This is a genomic window from Geothermobacter hydrogeniphilus, from assembly GCF_002898515.1.
In the GTDB taxonomy this organism is placed as follows: Bacteria; Desulfobacterota; Desulfuromonadia; order Desulfuromonadales; family Geothermobacteraceae; genus Geothermobacter_A.
The window spans coordinates 1-15777 of record NZ_PPFX01000059.1 but is presented as its reverse complement, the minus strand read 5'-3'; the positions used below and the strand labels follow the sequence as shown (position 1 = coordinate 15777).

At 57.8% G+C, this 15777-nt stretch carries 14 protein-coding genes and 1 pseudogene; all 15 read left to right on the top strand.

Features of this window, described 5'->3' with window-relative positions; translation table 11 throughout:
- A partial coding sequence (locus tag C2E25_RS17595) for a hypothetical protein (protein WP_158247320.1) occupies positions 1 to 480 on the top strand: 480 nt, incomplete at its 5' end.
- Positions 481 to 492: 12 nt separating this feature from the next.
- Positions 493 to 885 (top strand): hypothetical protein, encoded by a 393-nt coding sequence (locus tag C2E25_RS17395; RefSeq protein WP_146033009.1) that lies wholly within the window; start codon positions 493 to 495, stop codon positions 883 to 885.
- Between the two features lie 368 nt (positions 886 to 1253).
- Complete coding sequence (locus C2E25_RS16630) at positions 1254 to 1724, top strand: HRDC domain-containing protein (protein WP_158247319.1); 471 nt, start codon at positions 1254 to 1256, stop codon at positions 1722 to 1724.
- Positions 1708 to 2712, top strand: a complete 1005-nt coding sequence (locus C2E25_RS16625; protein ID WP_103116840.1) for a reverse transcriptase/maturase family protein — start codon at positions 1708 to 1710, stop codon at positions 2710 to 2712. The genes C2E25_RS16630 and C2E25_RS16625 overlap by 17 nt, the downstream gene beginning before the upstream one ends.
- Positions 2709 to 2969, top strand: coding sequence for an SUMF1/EgtB/PvdO family nonheme iron enzyme (locus tag C2E25_RS18165; RefSeq protein WP_146033010.1), 261 nt, complete (start codon positions 2709 to 2711; stop codon positions 2967 to 2969). Before C2E25_RS16625 ends, C2E25_RS18165 begins: the two co-directional genes overlap by 4 nt.
- A gap of 308 nt (positions 2970 to 3277) precedes the next feature.
- A complete protein-coding gene (locus C2E25_RS16615; protein WP_103116839.1) occupies positions 3278 to 5509 on the top strand; it encodes a VWA domain-containing protein in 2232 nt (743 codons plus the stop codon).
- A gap of 36 nt (positions 5510 to 5545) precedes the next feature.
- The gene (locus tag C2E25_RS16610; RefSeq protein ID WP_103116838.1) at positions 5546 to 8038 is read left to right on the top strand and encodes a bifunctional serine/threonine-protein kinase/formylglycine-generating enzyme family protein; all 2493 of its coding nucleotides are present in this window, start codon (positions 5546 to 5548) and stop codon (positions 8036 to 8038) included.
- A 154-nt stretch (positions 8039 to 8192) separates the two neighbouring features.
- Positions 8193 to 9149 carry a CsgG/HfaB family protein gene (locus C2E25_RS16605; RefSeq protein WP_103116837.1) on the top strand — a complete coding sequence of 319 codons (957 nt, stop codon included), beginning with the start codon at positions 8193 to 8195 and terminating at the stop codon, positions 9147 to 9149.
- Between the two features lie 24 nt (positions 9150 to 9173).
- Positions 9174 to 9464, top strand: coding sequence for a hypothetical protein (locus C2E25_RS16600; protein ID WP_146033008.1), 291 nt, complete (start codon positions 9174 to 9176; stop codon positions 9462 to 9464).
- Positions 9461 to 9820: a DUF4810 domain-containing protein gene (locus tag C2E25_RS16595; protein ID WP_103116835.1), complete on the top strand. Its 360-nt coding sequence runs from the start codon at positions 9461 to 9463 to the stop codon at positions 9818 to 9820. Before C2E25_RS16600 ends, C2E25_RS16595 begins: the two co-directional genes overlap by 4 nt.
- Before the next feature lie 25 nt (positions 9821 to 9845).
- Positions 9846 to 10532, top strand: a complete 687-nt coding sequence (locus C2E25_RS16590) for a GNA1162 family protein (RefSeq protein WP_199177467.1) — start codon at positions 9846 to 9848, stop codon at positions 10530 to 10532.
- A gap of 142 nt (positions 10533 to 10674) precedes the next feature.
- Entirely contained in the window at positions 10675 to 11193 is a 519-nt protein-coding gene (locus C2E25_RS16585; RefSeq protein WP_103116834.1) for an FHA domain-containing protein, read from the top strand.
- 124 nt (positions 11194 to 11317) lie between these two features.
- A complete protein-coding gene (locus C2E25_RS16580) occupies positions 11318 to 12775 on the top strand; it encodes an FHA domain-containing protein (RefSeq protein ID WP_103116833.1) in 1458 nt (485 codons plus the stop codon).
- A gap of 48 nt (positions 12776 to 12823) precedes the next feature.
- Positions 12824 to 13543, top strand: a pseudogene (locus C2E25_RS18160) (PP2C family protein-serine/threonine phosphatase); the annotation flags it as partial.
- 1279 nt (positions 13544 to 14822) lie between these two features.
- On the top strand, positions 14823 to 15777 hold a 955-nt coding region (locus C2E25_RS16570), incomplete at its 3' end, for a serine/threonine-protein kinase (RefSeq protein WP_146033007.1).

Genomic DNA, 15777 nt, shown 5'->3' with positions numbered 1-15777 from the left:
AAAGGCGGGGACCTGGTGCAGTACCGGGGGAAATGGTATGCGCCGGAAGAAGCGGTCAAAAGAAAAAAAGCAGACGAAGATGAAACTAGACACAGGGCCGAGTTAGCCCATATGGCTGAGGTTGCACGTAAAAGAAAGGCCTTAGTGGTTGAGGCGGCCAGAATGAAGGAGAAGGAGAAGCGTAACGATTTTGACCGATTGATGGCCGCAGGGCTTTCAGCTTTAAAAAATGGAGACAAGGAAGTGGCGGTTTTGAATTATCGAAATGCCCTAAATCTTTACCCTGGTGATCAGGATGGACAAACAATGTTGAAGCGAGCATTAAATTTTCATTGCGAGGAGGTAGTTGTAAAGGAAGGGTATTTTAAGATAAACAGAGAGCAAGGACACTTAGAAGGAAAACTCGCCAAAATTTACATACCGGGGAAAATAACTAAGGTTTGGGTTGAGCCTGTTTATGAAAAAAAATGTACTTATTGAAAGGATTTTGATATGCGTACTTCTATTATTGTAATACTTTTACTAACTATTTGCGGGTGTGCCAGCAAATTAAACTCTCGCAACATTGACAATCGCATAAGTGAATATTCAAATTTAAAGTATAGTGAAGTATTCAATAAATTAAAAATAAAATTGAATAGATCTAGAATTTATAGACGTATTACAAATACATATAGTGAAAGCTATAAATTTGAGAAATTGATCGGTACAACGGCGTATTATTCTTACGGTCAAGCTGATATATGTGGACAAATAAGAGCAGTTTCACAACCATTTTTTTTAGGTTGGGAGTATAGTGTAGGGCGTATAAACTTTGGCTCAGACGTAAGTACTGCTGAGGAAGTTTACGCTTTAAGCAGAATTGTTTGTGCCATGAATCAGTGAGGAGTCAATCTACAACCCCTCGTTTTGGTCTCGCGGAACTATTTTCGCGAACCGCAGCCTTCAGGCGGCCCAAGGTTTAAGAACCCGCTTTGAGCGGTTTACAAATAACGCCCCCGGCTTGGCCGGGGGATACTTACTTCGCTCCTACAGGGGGCAAATGGTTCTGGATTTTCGTAGGAGCGGTTTTCATCTGCGATAGATTTTTTTGGGCGCAGATCGCAAAACCCCAATCGCGAATAAATTCGCTCCCACAGGGGCGCGATGGTTCCGGGTTTTGATGTGGGAGCGACCTCCCGGTCGCGATGGTTTTGTCGACGCGGATCGCAACCCCCCGATCGCGAATAAATTCGCTCCTACAGGGTGAGAACATGCAATACCATTTTTTTCGCATATCGGCGGTAACCCCGGGTGAGACCGCCGAGGAATTCAATCGTTTTTTACGCAGCCACCGGGTGCTGAACGTCAATCGCGAATTCGTTTCCCAGGGGGAGAATTCCTTCTGGGCTCTGGCAGTTGAATACCTGCCCGGCGAGGCGACGGTAAAATCGCCTCGCTCGGCCAATCGCCGCAACCGGGTCGACTACAAGGAACTCCTGCCTCCAGACGCGTTCCAGCTCTTTGTCCTCCTGCGCGAGTGGCGCAAGCAGACTGCCGAGCAGGAGGGGGTACCGGTCTACACGATCTTTACCAATGAACAATTGGCAGAGATGGCCCAAAGGGGTTGTGCCAGCAAGGACGAACTGCAGACCATCGACGGTATCGGCCAGGGGCGGTTGGAGAAATACGCCGAAGCGGTGTTGGGACTGATTAGGAAGCAGGGGGATGAAGCGGGTCGGTAACCTCTACCAGCAGATAGCTGAACCTGAGAACCTGCGGCTGGCGTTTCACCGGGCGTGTCGCGGCAAGCAGGAACGTGGCGAGGTGGTGCGGTTTCGCCGGTGTTTCGATGCCAACCTGGCCGAGCTGCGCCGGCAGTTGCTGCAGGAGGATGTCCCGGTCGGCGATTATCGTTTTTTCGAGGTCTTTGACCCGAAGCGGAGGCAAATTTGCGCAGCGGCTTTCCGTGAGCGGGTGCTTCATCACGCCATCATGGCAGTGTGCGAACCGGTCTTCGAGCGCTACGCGATCTTTGACACCTACGCCTGTCGACCCGGCAAGGGACAGCGCATGGCGGTGGCGCGGGCACAGCAGTTTGCCCGCCAGTTCGACTGGTATCTGAAACTCGATATCCGGCGCTACTTCGACAGCATCGACCACAAGGTACTGCTCGGGCTGCTGGCCAGGCGCTTCAAGGACAGGCAGTTGTTGCATCTTTTCGAGACCATACTTTCGAGTTATTGCACCAGCCCGGGCAAGGGCTTGCCCATCGGCAACCTGGTCTCGCAGCACCTGGCCAATTTCTATCTCGGCCACCTCGACCACTGGCTGAAGGACGACATGGGCGTCAAGGGTTATCTGCGCTATATGGACGACTTTCTGATTTACAGCCGCAGCCGTGAAGAACTCAAGGATCGTCTTGGTCGGGTTCGGGGCTTTCTGGCCGGCAAGCTGCATCTTGAACTTAAGCAGAATATTCAGCTCAACCGCTGCCGGCTTGGCATCCCCTTTCTGGGTCTGCGCGTTTTTCCGGCCCGGGTGTTGCTGAGTCGGCGTAGCGGTACGAGGTTTCGCGACCGGTTGCGGCAGTACGAGGCAAGGCACCTTCGTGGTGAATGGAGTGAAACGGAGCTGGCGGCTCACCTGCTGCCGTTGGTCGAATTCACCCGTGGTGCCGAAGCCGTGGGGCTGCGGCGGCAGCTGATTGAAGACTATGGGGTGGTGACCTGACAGGCTCCAACCGCGTGAATCGCGGCGGCAGCTGGAACAACAACCCGGGCAACCTGCGCTCGGCCAATCGCAACAGGAACAGGCCGGGCAACCGCAACAACAACCTTGGCTTTCGGCTTGCTCTCCCTGCAGCTCGGCGCGCAGGCGGACGCCGCCCGCCGAACCGGTTGCCATCCCGTCCCTGTCAGTCAGGGCAAAAAGCGCAAGGCCCTTTTGCGGCTGGTAGGGGCGATGGATGTTGCCTGCGAAGGTGGTAGGGGGCAATCGCGAATAAATTCGCTCCCACAGGGCACGCTGGTTCTGGGTTTTCGTAGGAGCGGCTTCAGCCGCGATGGGCAGCGCTGTCCGGTGCCGGTTGGGCAACCCCGAATTGCGGTCAGGAGACCGTTCCTACAGGGGCGCGATGATTTTTGGTTTTTCGTAGGAGCGGCTTCAGCCGCGATGGGTCGTGCAGCCCGCGACCGGCGCGACAACCCCGAATCGCGGTTAAAACCGCTCCTACAGGGGGTGGACGACACGGATCTAGGCGGGACCTCCCGGTCGCGAATGGAAAGAAGGGGGGAATATGAACCTGTATCGATACAGCTCAATGACTATCTTTCTGTTTGTCGCTTTGTTTTTGGTAGCTGCTGATGCGTGGTCGACGGAGATCCCCGATGCGCTGAAAGTGAAGACGATTCAACCGGCCATTGATCCGGCCTTCGGCCAGGGGACTGACGCGAATTCAGGCAAAACAGAGATTGAAATGATTCGTCAGCAAAATGGTGCTGGTGGAAGACCTCTGTCTTCGGGGCAGGCACGTGACGTTCTTGGTTTTGCTTTGGCAAGCTTGGCCGTCTATGACGACAAGCAGTATCCCTGGCCTGCAGATTGGAAGCACGTTGAGCAGGATGTTGCTGTAGATCAGAGCAGGCTTATGAAGGCGCTTGAAGCGTTTCTTCCCATGGGAACGGCTGTTATTAAAGCGGCTCCCCTGCCGGGAATAGGCTTTCATGCGGCTGTTTACAGAAAACCTGATGGTGTAATCGTGGTTGCGTTCGAAGGGACCAAGGTCGGGCAACTTGATGACCTGGCGACAGACCTGAGCCAGTTAAAAACGGTCCCTTTGCAATATCGTCTTGGCGAGGTGGTTGCGCAGCGCATTATCAATGCCCACCCGGGTGAACATGTTGTACTTACCGGCCATTCCCTGGGTGGCGGTATCGCCCAATATGCTGCCGCCCGTCTTGGACAAGAGGCAGTTGTTTTTAATTCGGCCGGACTGTTTTCTCCTGCGCTAAAGAGTATTGCAGACGGGGGCAATCTTGCCTCAGCAAAAATTACCCATGTTGTAACGCAGGGGGTGGCTGTTGATACAAATACGATTACTTATCTTCACAATGTGGTACGAACGAAAGAACTTATATCAAAATATGGTGCTCAGTTGGGTGCCACATATGTTTTGCCGATTCGAACCACAGAAAGTGGTTTGAGCTTACATAAAATGGCCCGTCTCTACAAGGCCATCGCGGCCGTAGCACAGGTCGGAGAACGTCCGAGTACGGCCCATTCGATCATCGTGGTTGTCGACAGCTCCGGCAGTATGTCCTCCTCTGACCCGAAGAATCTCCGACGGGAGGCGGTCAAGCGCATGATTGCCCTGGCTGGTGAGATGGACAGGATCGCCCTGATCGATTTTGACAGTAGCGCACGGGAGGTGAGTGGTTTTCAGCTGCTTGGGGACTTCAACAGTTCTGCGCGCAGAGAATTGCGTAACCTTGCCGAACACTTCGATGCCGGAGGCGGAACCGACATTGGGGCGGGGTTAAAGCTGGCTGCCCGGTTGGCGAACAACCAGTCTGAGAATTTGGCGGTCATTTTGATGACCGATGGTGAGGACCCGGAGTGGAATGGGGAGGCCGATGGTTTGCCCGCCGGGGTTCCGGTCCATGCCATTGCCTTGTCCGAAGCGGCTGACCGCTCTCGTCTGAGCAAACTGAGCGCTGCAACTGGAGGTGTATATCAGATCGCCGAGAGTTCCAGCGACCTGGCGCGTATCATGGACGCGATTTTCGGTGAGGCGGCAGACAAGGATGTGCTGTTGATCGAGGAGGGGACTATCCGTGAAGGGGATGTGCAGGAATACACCCTTTATCTGGCTGGCGTGGCCGGGCTGACGGAAGGCTCGGTCGATGTGGAGGTGACCTGGCCTGGCAGTGATATTGACCTGACCCTGATCGACCCGAATGGTAAACGCTACCAGATCGAGCAGGCAGTTCGTGACAATATCGGTATCGAAGAGGGGACCTACGATATTATCCGCCTGCAGAACCCGGTTGCCGGCACCTGGCGGGTGGCAGTGAAAGGGGTGGATATTGCTCCCGGTGGGGAACCCTACACGGTGCGTGTGACCAGCAGCGGGTCTCCACTCAAGGCCCGCTGGAAAACAAACGTAGTGACTCCCGAGGTCGGCCAGCCTATGAGCATTGAGATTCAATCCGAGAACAACAAGGTTCGCTGGCAGCAGGCCGAGGTTGAGGTCTATCGTCCGGATGGCACCCTTGAGCACAATGTCAAACCGCTTGATGGGCTGTTCGCGACCCTTGGAGGCAGCAGCGGACAGGCGGCCTACATCTTCAGATCAGAGGCCCCCGGCGTCTACCGGGTCAAAATCGTCGCCACCGGAACGACCGATAACAGCCAGAAAGTCATGCGCACCTTCGACCGCACCTTCGAGGTCGCGCCTCCCGGGCTGGGGGTGCGCTACAAACACCAGATTGATCCTTTCATCCGGCGGCGACCGGGCATGTTGCAGTAGACAATTTTAGAGGGGGCTATGCAGGAGGGGGAATGCATGATTGAGTTGCCGGGATACCGGATCGAAAAGACACTCGGCAGCGGTGGCATGTCCACCGTCTACCTGGCCCGCCAGGAGTCCCTCGACCGGTTGGTCGCCCTCAAGGTGATGGCGCCGGCGCTGGTGGCCGACCCCACGTTCGCTGAACGGTTTCTGCAGGAGGGCAAGACCATCGCCGCCCTCAGGCATCCCAATATCATCACCGCGCTCGATATCGGCAGCACCGGGACCTGTTCCTACATGGCGCTTGAATACGCCAGCGGCGGCGACCTGAAGGAGAAGATCGCCGCCGAGCTGTCTCAGGAGCAATCCCTGAGAATCCTGCGTCAGATTGGCTCGGCCCTGGCCTATGCCCATTCCCACGGCCTGGTTCACCGCGACATCAAGCCTGAAAATATTCTCTTTGAAGACGACAACGCCCTGCTGAGTGATTTCGGTATCGCCAAGCTGGTCGACTCGGGTCGCCGGCTGACGGGGACGGGGATGAGTATCGGCACCCCCCACTACATGAGTCCCGAGCAGGCGCGGGGGGAGGATGTCGATGGCCGCAGCGACCTCTACAGCCTCGGCATCCTTTTTTACGAGATGCTCACCGGGGAACTCCCTTACGACGGCAAGGACAGTTTTGCTATCGCTTATCGGCATATTCATGATCCCCTGCCGGAGCTGCCTCAACACCTTGCCGCCTTTGCCCCGCTGCTGCAGAAGTTGCTGGCCAAGGATCCAAACGACCGTTTTGGTTCGGCCGAGCAGCTGCTCGCAACCCTGCCCGCAGACGGCACCCTGGTGATGGATAACCGGGAGATGCAGTCCTCAGCGACGGGCTCTTTCACTGGCAAGGAGCCAACTGACCGTGCGACGCAGAGGTCTTCAAAGGGACCGTTGCTGGTCTTCGTCGTTCTCCTGGCTCTGGTAGCGGGTGCGGTCGGCTGGTTCTTGTTGCGACTGTCCCCACCTCGTCTGGCGTCTGGTGGTGGGAGCACCGTTTCCGGCCCTGTCTCCCCGTCACAGGAGAAATCTGAACCTGCCGCGGACGTTGCCAGGCTGTTGCAGGGGGATGGTGCTGCTCCGGCAGCGGTCAAACCACTGTCCCCCGGACATACGCCGGTCCAGGAACACCGGCAAGCCGCCCCACCAGCGAATGCTCTGCTTGAGACCCTGGCCCCAGAACCTGAACCTGCCCAGGTTGCCGAAGCCAGACAACCGGATCTTGCCTCCCTGTTCAGGACCGCTGATTCCCTGGCGAAAACGGCCGGAACCAGCCTGCCCAGGGCTCAGAAAGCCGTTGCCGCTTATCGCCACATTCTGGAGCTTGAGACAGACAATCAACGCGCGCGAGCGGGGGTCGAAAAGGTGACGACCCTGTTCGTTGAAGCTGCCAAGACAGCCATCGCGACCGAAGACCTGACCCGAGGCAAGGAGATGGTCGCCTCACTACGGACATTGTCACCGGGCTCACCGGAGCTGGAGAGCCTGAGTCGTGCCCTGCGCGATAAGCAGGAGGACATAGAACGGCGCCGACAGGCCGAAGCTAGGGCACGGGAACGGCAGGCCCGTGAAGAGGCCGCGCGCCTTCAGGCCGCCCGCGAGGAGAAACTCGAAAAACTGCTGACCGCCGGGCAGGAGGCGTTGGCGAAAAAGCAGAAAAGTGCCGCATTGGCGGCTTTCGGCGCGGCCTTGAAGCTGTTCCCGAATAATGACGCAGCGCGGCAAGGGGAGCAGCGCGCCCGCCGTCTCATCGTCCCTGGAGAACCGTTCAGCGACCTGTTGTCAAACGGAGCAGCAGGACCGCAGATGGTGTTGGTTCCCGCCGGCGAATTCGTGATGGGTGACAAGCGGGGTGACGGTCGGAGCAACGAGCGGCCCGCCCACCATGTCCGCCTGGATCACCCGTTTGCCCTGTCGCGCTACGAAATCACTTTCAATGAATTTGACCGCTACTGCATGGCGACCGGCCGCAGTCGCCCGACCGATTATGGCTGGGGAAGGGGGCGGCGTCCGGTCCTCAATGTCAGTTGGGACGATGCCCGGTCCTATGCCGCCTGGTTGAGTCGTGAGACCGGGAAAACCTACCGCCTGCCGAGCGAAGCGGAATGGGAATATGCCGCCCGCGGCAAAACGGAAACAAGCTACTGGTGGGGGGATTCTCCGCAGGCGGGGATGGCCAATTGCAGCGACTGCGGCAGTCGTTGGGATAATCGCACCACCGCGCCGGTCGGCTCGTTTGCCGCCAACCCCTTCGGACTGCATGACATGCTTGGCAACGTCTGGGAATGGTGTGCCGATTCATATCATTCCGCTTATGTCGGGGCGCCCACCGATGGTCGGCCCTGGCTGGGGTCGGGCAACCGTCATGTCCTGCGGGGCGGCTCCTGGGACTACTCGTCCCGGGCTGCGCGGATTACAGCCCGACCGCTGTTTCGGGATTCCGACAGGTATACCTCCGTGGGCATTCGTCTGTTGCGGGAGATTGACCCCCGGGAGTTGTAGTGTGGTTGAGAAAGTCAATTTTTTTCATTTTTTCGGGGGGGGAACACGAAAATTTGAGAAAAATTTGAGATTACGCAGGTATAAGAAACCATTTGGGAAAAATGGACAATTTTTTGTGCAATCCCTGACGGGATGAGAAAGGAGACAGTTCAAAATGAAAAACCTGTTCAATGTCGGATTGGCCCTGGGGGTGGTGCTGCTGACAGCTGCCTGTGCCCCCATGCCTGAAGCTCCCAAAACCTCAAAGATCGACAAGATCCCGGTTGTCAGTCCAACCGTGAGTGCGGAAGCTCAGCAGCGTTTTCTGAAGCGTAAAGTTGCTATTGCCCGTTTTACGGATGAAACCCGGCACGGCAACGGTTTCTTCCACAACAAGGATGGCGACCGGATCGGCAAGCAGGCGATGGATATCCTCTCCTCCAAACTTGCCGCGACCGACAAATTCATCCTGCTTGAACGCGCGGATATCGCCAAGATCAACAAGGAACTGAAAATGGGCAACCTGGCGGCGTTGAATATCCCCGCCGATTATCTCATCATCGGCTCAGTGTCCGAGTTCGGTAGAAAAACTGATAGCGACGTCGGCATCTTCAGCCGCACCAAGAAGCAACTGGCCTACGCCACGGTCAATATCCGCCTGATCGATGTCAAGACCGGGCAGATTGTCTATTCCGAAGAAGGTTCGGGCGAGGCTTTTTCCCAGGCCGGTTCCACCATGGGCGTCGGGAAACGGGCCGGTTTTGATGGCACCCTCGGCGACAAGGCGATTGCCGCCGCCATAGGGAAGATGGTCAGCAACGTGGTCGAAAACCTGATGGATAAACCCTGGCGGGCCTACCTGCTTGATATCCAGGATGGCATGTATTTCATATCTGGCGGGGCCAGCCAGGGGATCATGGAAGGAGATACCTTCAAGGTTTTTAAAAAGGGCAAGACCATCAAGAATCCCCAGACCGGCTTGCCGCTTGAACTCCCCGGAACCGAGATTGCCTCGATCAAGGTGGCCCAGATCATCGGCAAGGATGGCCGGAATGAAGTCTCCCTGTGCCGGGTGGAGAAGGGGACCATTCCCACCGATTTCTCACAGCTTTATGTTGAGGCTGACTTTTAACCAGGAGAGGAGAAGTTATTGATCATGAAAAGATCTGTCGTAATGCTGGTGCTGTTGCTGTTTGTTGCCGGTTGCGGTGGCTACTATTCCGGAACGACACAGAAACAGACGGTCAGTGCCCTGCAGTTTGTCGGCAATGTCGATAACGCGCGCGTGGTTGTCGACGGTGCCGAACCGTTTTCCATTGCATCGATTCAGAACTATGAAATCGCACCGGGAAAACATTCAATCAAGATTTATCGTGGAGACAGGCTCCTGGTGAATCGGGTTGTTTTCCTGGGCAATCATCAAACCACGGAGGTGAGGGTTCCATGAAGAAGTTTGTTGTGATGCTGTTTGTTGCCGCCTTGTTCGCAGGAGGTTGTGCGCCGCCGCAAAAACCGCAGATGTACTGCTGGGAAAATTATTCCGCGACCCTGTACGACTACGACAAAAACCCCGGCGATGAAACCTACGCCAAGCACAAGGAATGTCTGCTGACAATTATTGAACACTCCGGCAAGGAAAATCTCAGGGTTCCGCCCGGAGTCTATGCCGAACTCGGTTACGACCTTGTCAATGAGGGCAAAAAAGAAGAAGGCCTGAAATACCTGGCTCTCGAAAAGGAGACCTATCCAGAATCCGCCGTACTCGTAGACAAGCTCCTGGCCAAACTCGATGAAAAGCAATAAATTTAAAATTTAACGGAGGGATTTGATGAAATACTTCAAGCTGACGATTTTGATGCTGGTGGCTCTATCGGTCACCGCTTGCGGCCCCAATCTTATCACCAAAAAAGATGCCTTCCCCAAGATGTACTCGGAGCAGCCGGTTGCCATCCTGGTTCTGCCGCCGATCAATCAGTCGACGGCGGCTGAAGCCAAGCAATACTATGAGACGACCATCGCTCAGCCTCTCACTATGAAGGGCTACTACGTCTTTCCGCTGGAAGTGGTTGATGACCTTCTCGAAAACGAGGGGGTTTATGCGACGGAGGAGTTGCTCAATATCCCGCCGCAGACCTTCAAGGAACAATTCGGCGCTGACGCCGTCATGTTCATTCTCATCGACAAGTGGGATACCTCTTACTATGTGGTCGGTGGCAGCGTCAAGGTCGCCATATCGTACATTCTCAAGTCCACCGAAACAGGTGAAACCCTCTGGCAGTACAAGGACAGCCTGAAGGTGGATACGACGGGCCAGAACCGTGCCGGTGGGATCGCCGGTCTGGTCCTGCAACTTGCTGAAACAGCTATTAATACTGCCATGACTGATTATGTACCGATAGCTGGCCGAGTCAACAACATGGCCTTGGTGTCGATGCCCTATGGAAAATATTCTGCTCTCAACGGCAAGGATATGAACCAGCGGGTTGTTTTTGAGGAGAAGGTCAAGCCTCAGTAAGGCCCCTGTTTTCAGAATCAAGGGGGGAAGGGGATTTGTGCCCTCCCCCTTTTTTCGTCATCCGTGGAGATCGCCGGTCTGTTCCTGTATGTTTAATAGTAATATATTGCTATCCATGGCTGTTTTATGGTAAACTGGCAACATGGTCACCAAACGCAGCATCATCATTGATGGATCAGTCACGTCGATCAGCATGGAACCGATCTTCTGGCAGGAGGTTGACCGGCGTGCCGAACAGCTCGGTCTGCCCTGGCAGGACTACATGCGGAGGTTGCTCAGCGGTCTGCATGACGCGCCCAATCGTTCCAGCGCGGTGCGGGAAACCCTGGTGGGCATGCTGCAGGATGAGGGGGGACGACAGCAGCGGCCGCGTCTCGAGGCATGGTGGCAACTCAAATCCGGTAGCGAGGTTCGGGAAACCGGGACCAAGGGCGTTCGCCTGTTTGCCGGTCGTGGCGGTGTCAATGACCTGGTCTTTGACGACGCCGAGGTTTCTCGCCGGCACCTGATGCTGGTTTACGACGGCCGGCATTGGTGGGCGATTGATCTTGAGAGTAAAAATGGCCTCTACCTGGGGCGCAAGCGTGTGCCCATGGCGAAGCTGCAGCCCGGAAAGCCAGTTCGTATCGGCAACTCTGAGCTGACCCTGCTTCAGTCTTGAATCAGGTTTGTTTCAGGAGGATTTTTGCAACAAGAGCGGGACAGGATGCCCCGCAGTCCGACATGTATTCCGGGGGGGGGGGAGATTATTCTTGCCCTCGCCCATTTGACACAGGAGGGTACTCATGATGCAACTACGTTCAGTGGATGGAAAGGATTTATGTCTCAACCTTGACCGGGTACGACTGAACATTGGCCGCGATGCCGGCAATGAACTGGTGCTCGATGATCCGTCGGTCTCCGGTTTTCATGCTTCGATCTTTGCCGACAACGGCACGGTGGAGGTTGTCGATGTCGGCAGCACCAACGGCACCTGGCTCAACGGCTCTCCGGTCAGAGGCCGCACCTCGCTTAACCCCTGGGATAAAATCCGTTTCGGGGCCGTCGAACTGGAAGTGACGGACCCGGCAGGCCGCAAGCCGACCTCGGTTCAGCCGGCGATTCAGGCTTCGGCAACCTCGTCGTCCGCCCCCTCCGGCTCTTTGCTGGCCACCTTGCAGGCTGTCAAGCCAGGACCGGCCCCGGCTCACTTCGAAATTTATGCCGCGACAACTGTCGGGCGTGATCCCGGCAACAGCCTGGTCCTCAATCATCCCACCGTTTCGTCCCGTCACGCCGAAATAAGGCCTTTCGATGGCTCCCTGGAATTGATCGACCTCGGCAGCACCAACGGTACCTGGGTCAACGGCAGGCGTTGTGAACGGCAGATCCTCAAGCAGGGTGACCGGGTGCGTTTCGACGAAATCGAATTTACCGTCGACATGCCGCGTCCGGCAGTTGGCGCGACCATGGTCAACCCGGCCGTCAAGGCGGCTCCGGCGGCGACAGCTGTCAATCCGGCCGTTCCCCCTCAGCCGGCGGTCTCTTCCCCGTCAAACCCTGCTCCGCAACCCGCCGTACCGCAACCCGCCGTACCGCAACCCGCCGTACCGGAGCCCGCCGTACCGGAGCCCGTCGTATCTGAGCCCGTCGTATCTGAGCCCGTCGTATCTGAGCCCGCGGCTCTGTCATGTCCCACAGCGGTCGAACCCCGTACTGTTTCGTCTGCGCCTGCTCTCTCACGTCCTGAGCCCACGGCCTCCGACCCGGCCGCCACCATGGTCGACCCGGCTGTCAAGCCGCCGCAGCCGATGGCGACGCCCGAGTTGCCCCCGGCCGCTTCTGACCTCTCCTTTGCTACCGATGAAAAACCTGTAGTCAACAACCGGGGACTGGCCTGGCTGCTCTTTTCCTTTCAGGGTCGTATCGGTCGTCTTAAATACCTTGGCGCCGCTCTTGCTGCCGGGGTTGTGGTCGGATTGATATCCGTGCTTGTGCAGATCATGCTGCTCGGCGAAGTCGCTGCGTTCAACCCCTATTCCTATCGCTACGGCGAGGGACAGGTGGTCCATCTGCTCGTGAGTCTGCTGCTCGGAGGTTGGCCTGGCGTGGCGCTGGCGGCGAAACGCTTTCATGACCAGAATCGCTCAGGACACTGGATGTGGCTCTGCCTGGTGCCGGTCATCAACCTGGTGGTCGGCATTATGCTGCTGTTTGTCCCCGGCACCAAAGAGGCCAATCGTTTCGGGGAACCGCCGGCTTGACTCAGAATGTCCTGAATCGACGCGAAGGTGGAGCAACCGTTCGCCGTAATGAGATCTGACCAGGAGGTTTTTGTGGCGCAATTGACCAGTGGCCACGCCACCGACGTGGGGCGTGCCCGAGATCACAACGAAGACAGTTACGTCGCTCGCCCCGAACTCGGACTGTGGGCGGTGGCTGACGGCATGGGCGGCCACGCTGCCGGCGAGGTCGCCAGCGCCATCGCGGTCGAGGTAGTGGCGGCGCAGGTTGAGGCCGGGCGGGATATTGCGACTGCCATCCAGGCGGCCCACGAAGCGATCCTGCAGGCGGGGCAAGAGGGGCGTGGCGAATCCGGGATGGGGTGTACCGTTGTCGCCCTGCTGAGCCGGGGCCTGGATTACCAGGTCGCCTGGGTGGGTGACAGCCGAGCCTATCTCTGGGACGGTGGGACCCTCATCCAATTGACGCGGGATCACTCCTATGTCCAGCAGCTGATCGATTCCGGAATCCTCACCGAGGATGAAGCCCGGGAACATCCCCAGCGCAGTGTCATCAGTCAGGCGCTCGGCATCGGCGCCGTGGATGGAATCCGGGTTGACACCGTTGCTGGTCGCTGGGGGCGCGGTCAACAGATTCTGCTCTGCAGCGACGGCTTGACCGGAGAGGTCGAGGATACCGAGATTGCCGCCCGGCTGGGTGAAAGAGAGGATCTCCGGGAAACCGTCGCCGGGCTGATCCGCGCCGCCAATGACAATGGTGGCTCAGACAACATCACCGTCGCGCTGGTCGCCGCACCTGACCGGGCCCCGCAGATCGTGCCGAAGGGGGGCACCGTTCCCTTTGACGCCGCCGCGCTCAACCGGGTCGTGGCGCCGAAGAAGAAGTTGTTCCGACGCCCCCTGCTGTTGCTGATTCTGGCCCTGGCGGTGCTGGTGGCCGGATATTTTGCCTTCCGCCCCGCTTCGGCTCCGACCCCGGCGACAGGTGGAAGCGCTTCCGGGGTGTTGCAGGTCCCGGCCGATCTGTCTTCCGATTCCGGAACCCGGGCTATCGGCCCGACCGATTCATTGCAACAGAAACCGCTCCGGCAAAGTCCCCAGACCCGCAGCGTTTCCCCTGTCGGCGAGAATTCATTTGTGACCCAGAATGTCGCCCCGCGTGAGGGGGAAGCAGCAGCTTTGCCCACCGTCGTGGCACCAGATGCCAGCAACGATGAAAACCCGTCGGTGGTGGCAGAATCGACCGCCGAGCCGGCCCTCACCGATGCTGACCTGCTGCGCGAGGTGAAGCAGGTCGGTGCCAAACCGGTGTCGGCCCCGCTAGCGCCGGTTGCGGATAATGTTCCCCAACTCGGCCGGCAGCGCACCCCGCCGAAGGGTGATCTGTCCCAGGGGTTGAACGAAAAATGAAAGGCGCCGCTGCCGTTTCATGTTGCCGGTTGCGAATGATTGTAGTAGCGGCTTCAGCCGCGATGGGTTTGGACGGCGCGGGCCGCAAACCCAATCGCGAATAAATTCGCTCCTACAGGGTGCGATGATTTTGGGTTTTGGTAGGAGCGGCTTCAGCCGCGATAGGTTTGGGTGGCGCGGGTCGCAAACCCAATCGCGAATAAATTCGCTCCTACAGGGTGCGCGGTGATTTTGGATTTTGGTAGGAGCGGCTTCAGCCGCGATAGGTTTGGACGGCGCGGGCCGCAAACCCCCCAATCGCGAATAAATTCGCTCCTACAGGGGGCGCGGTGATTTTGGGTTTTGTAGGAGCGGCTTCAGCCGCGATGGGTTTGGCCGGTGCGGACCAAACCCCCAATCGCGAATAAATTCGCTCCTACAGGGGGTGCGATGGTTTCGGGTTTTCGTAGGAGCGGCTTCAGCCGCGATAGGTTTGGCCGGCGTGGGGCAAAACCCCCAATCGCGAATAAATTCGCTCCTACAGGGGGCGCGGTGATTTTGGATTTTGGTAGGAGCGGCTTCAGCCGCGATGGGTTTGTTGGCGCGGATCGCAAACCCCCAATCGCGAATAAATTCGCTCCTACAGGGATTGCATTGATGACATTGCAGGAGGAACACCATGATCGGTCCGGGCAGACAACTCGGTAAATACCACATCCTCGAAAAACTCGGTGCCGGCGGCATGGCCGATGTCTGGCTGGCCGAGGACACCACCCTCAAACGCCAGGTTGCGCTGAAGATCCTGCCTCCGGAGTTCGCCCGTGACCCCGAGCGTGCTACGCGCTTCGAAAAGGAGGTGCTCAGCTCCGCCTCCCTGCAGCATCCCGGCATTGTCACCATTCATGATGTCGGTCATGAACAGGGCGTGCATTACTACACCATGACCCTGCTCCCGGGCGGCGACCTCAAGCAGAAAATTCGCGCCGGGCTCAGTCCGCAGCAGGCCCTCAAGCTCCTGCACCAGATGGCTGACGCCCTCGACCACGCCCACGGTAAAGGCTTCGTCCACCGTGATCTGAAACCCGAGAACATCATGTTCGATGGCCGGGAACAGCCGGTCATCACCGACTTCGGCATCGCCAAGGCGGTCGGTAGTGGCACCAAGATGACCGGCACCGGGATGAGCATCGGCACCCCGCACTACATGAGTCCCGAACAGGCCCAGGGACTCGCCGACCTCGACGGTCGCTCGGACCTCTACAGTCTCGGCATCATCCTCTACGAAATGCTCACCGGGCAGGTGCCCTTCGATGCCGACAATACCGTCGGCATCGCCATGCAGCATGTTCAGGCGCCGATCCCGCGCCTGCCGCAGAGCCTCGGCAAATTGCAGCCGCTGCTGGAGCGACTGCTGGCCAAGGACCCCGGGCAGCGCTACCAGAATGCCGGCGAGCTGGTGCAGGCGATCGACGACGCTTTGTCCGGCAAATTGCCCGCCCCCGCAGCAAAACAGCCGGTTCAGAAGACCCAGGTGCTGAAAGCCGAGAAATCCCCCCCCACGGGCAAGGGCTCGGGCCTGAAATGGGCTGTCGGCGGGGCCCTGCTGGCGGCGGTGCTGGTGGGCGGATTTTTGC

What these genes read in the sequence shown, in the direction of transcription:
- C2E25_RS16605 (WP_103116837.1), top strand. Translation starts at nt 8,193, where the DNA reads ATGAAAAACCTGTTCAATGTCGGATTGGCCCTGGGGGTGGTGCTGCTG.
- C2E25_RS16580 (WP_103116833.1), top strand. Translation starts at nt 11,318, where the DNA reads ATGATGCAACTACGTTCAGTGGATGGAAAGGATTTATGTCTCAACCTT.
- C2E25_RS16625 (WP_103116840.1), top strand. Translation starts at nt 1,708, where the DNA reads ATGAAGCGGGTCGGTAACCTCTACCAGCAGATAGCTGAACCTGAGAAC.
- C2E25_RS16585 (WP_103116834.1), top strand. Translation starts at nt 10,675, where the DNA reads ATGGTCACCAAACGCAGCATCATCATTGATGGATCAGTCACGTCGATC.
- C2E25_RS16630 (WP_158247319.1), top strand. Translation starts at nt 1,254, where the DNA reads ATGCAATACCATTTTTTTCGCATATCGGCGGTAACCCCGGGTGAGACC.
- C2E25_RS16595 (WP_103116835.1), top strand. Translation starts at nt 9,461, where the DNA reads ATGAAGAAGTTTGTTGTGATGCTGTTTGTTGCCGCCTTGTTCGCAGGA.
- C2E25_RS16600 (WP_146033008.1), top strand. Translation starts at nt 9,174, where the DNA reads ATGAAAAGATCTGTCGTAATGCTGGTGCTGTTGCTGTTTGTTGCCGGT.
- C2E25_RS16610 (WP_103116838.1), top strand. Translation starts at nt 5,546, where the DNA reads ATGATTGAGTTGCCGGGATACCGGATCGAAAAGACACTCGGCAGCGGT.
- C2E25_RS17395 (WP_146033009.1), top strand. Translation starts at nt 493, where the DNA reads ATGCGTACTTCTATTATTGTAATACTTTTACTAACTATTTGCGGGTGT.
- C2E25_RS16590 (WP_199177467.1), top strand. Translation starts at nt 9,846, where the DNA reads ATGAAATACTTCAAGCTGACGATTTTGATGCTGGTGGCTCTATCGGTC.
- C2E25_RS16615 (WP_103116839.1), top strand. Translation starts at nt 3,278, where the DNA reads ATGAACCTGTATCGATACAGCTCAATGACTATCTTTCTGTTTGTCGCT.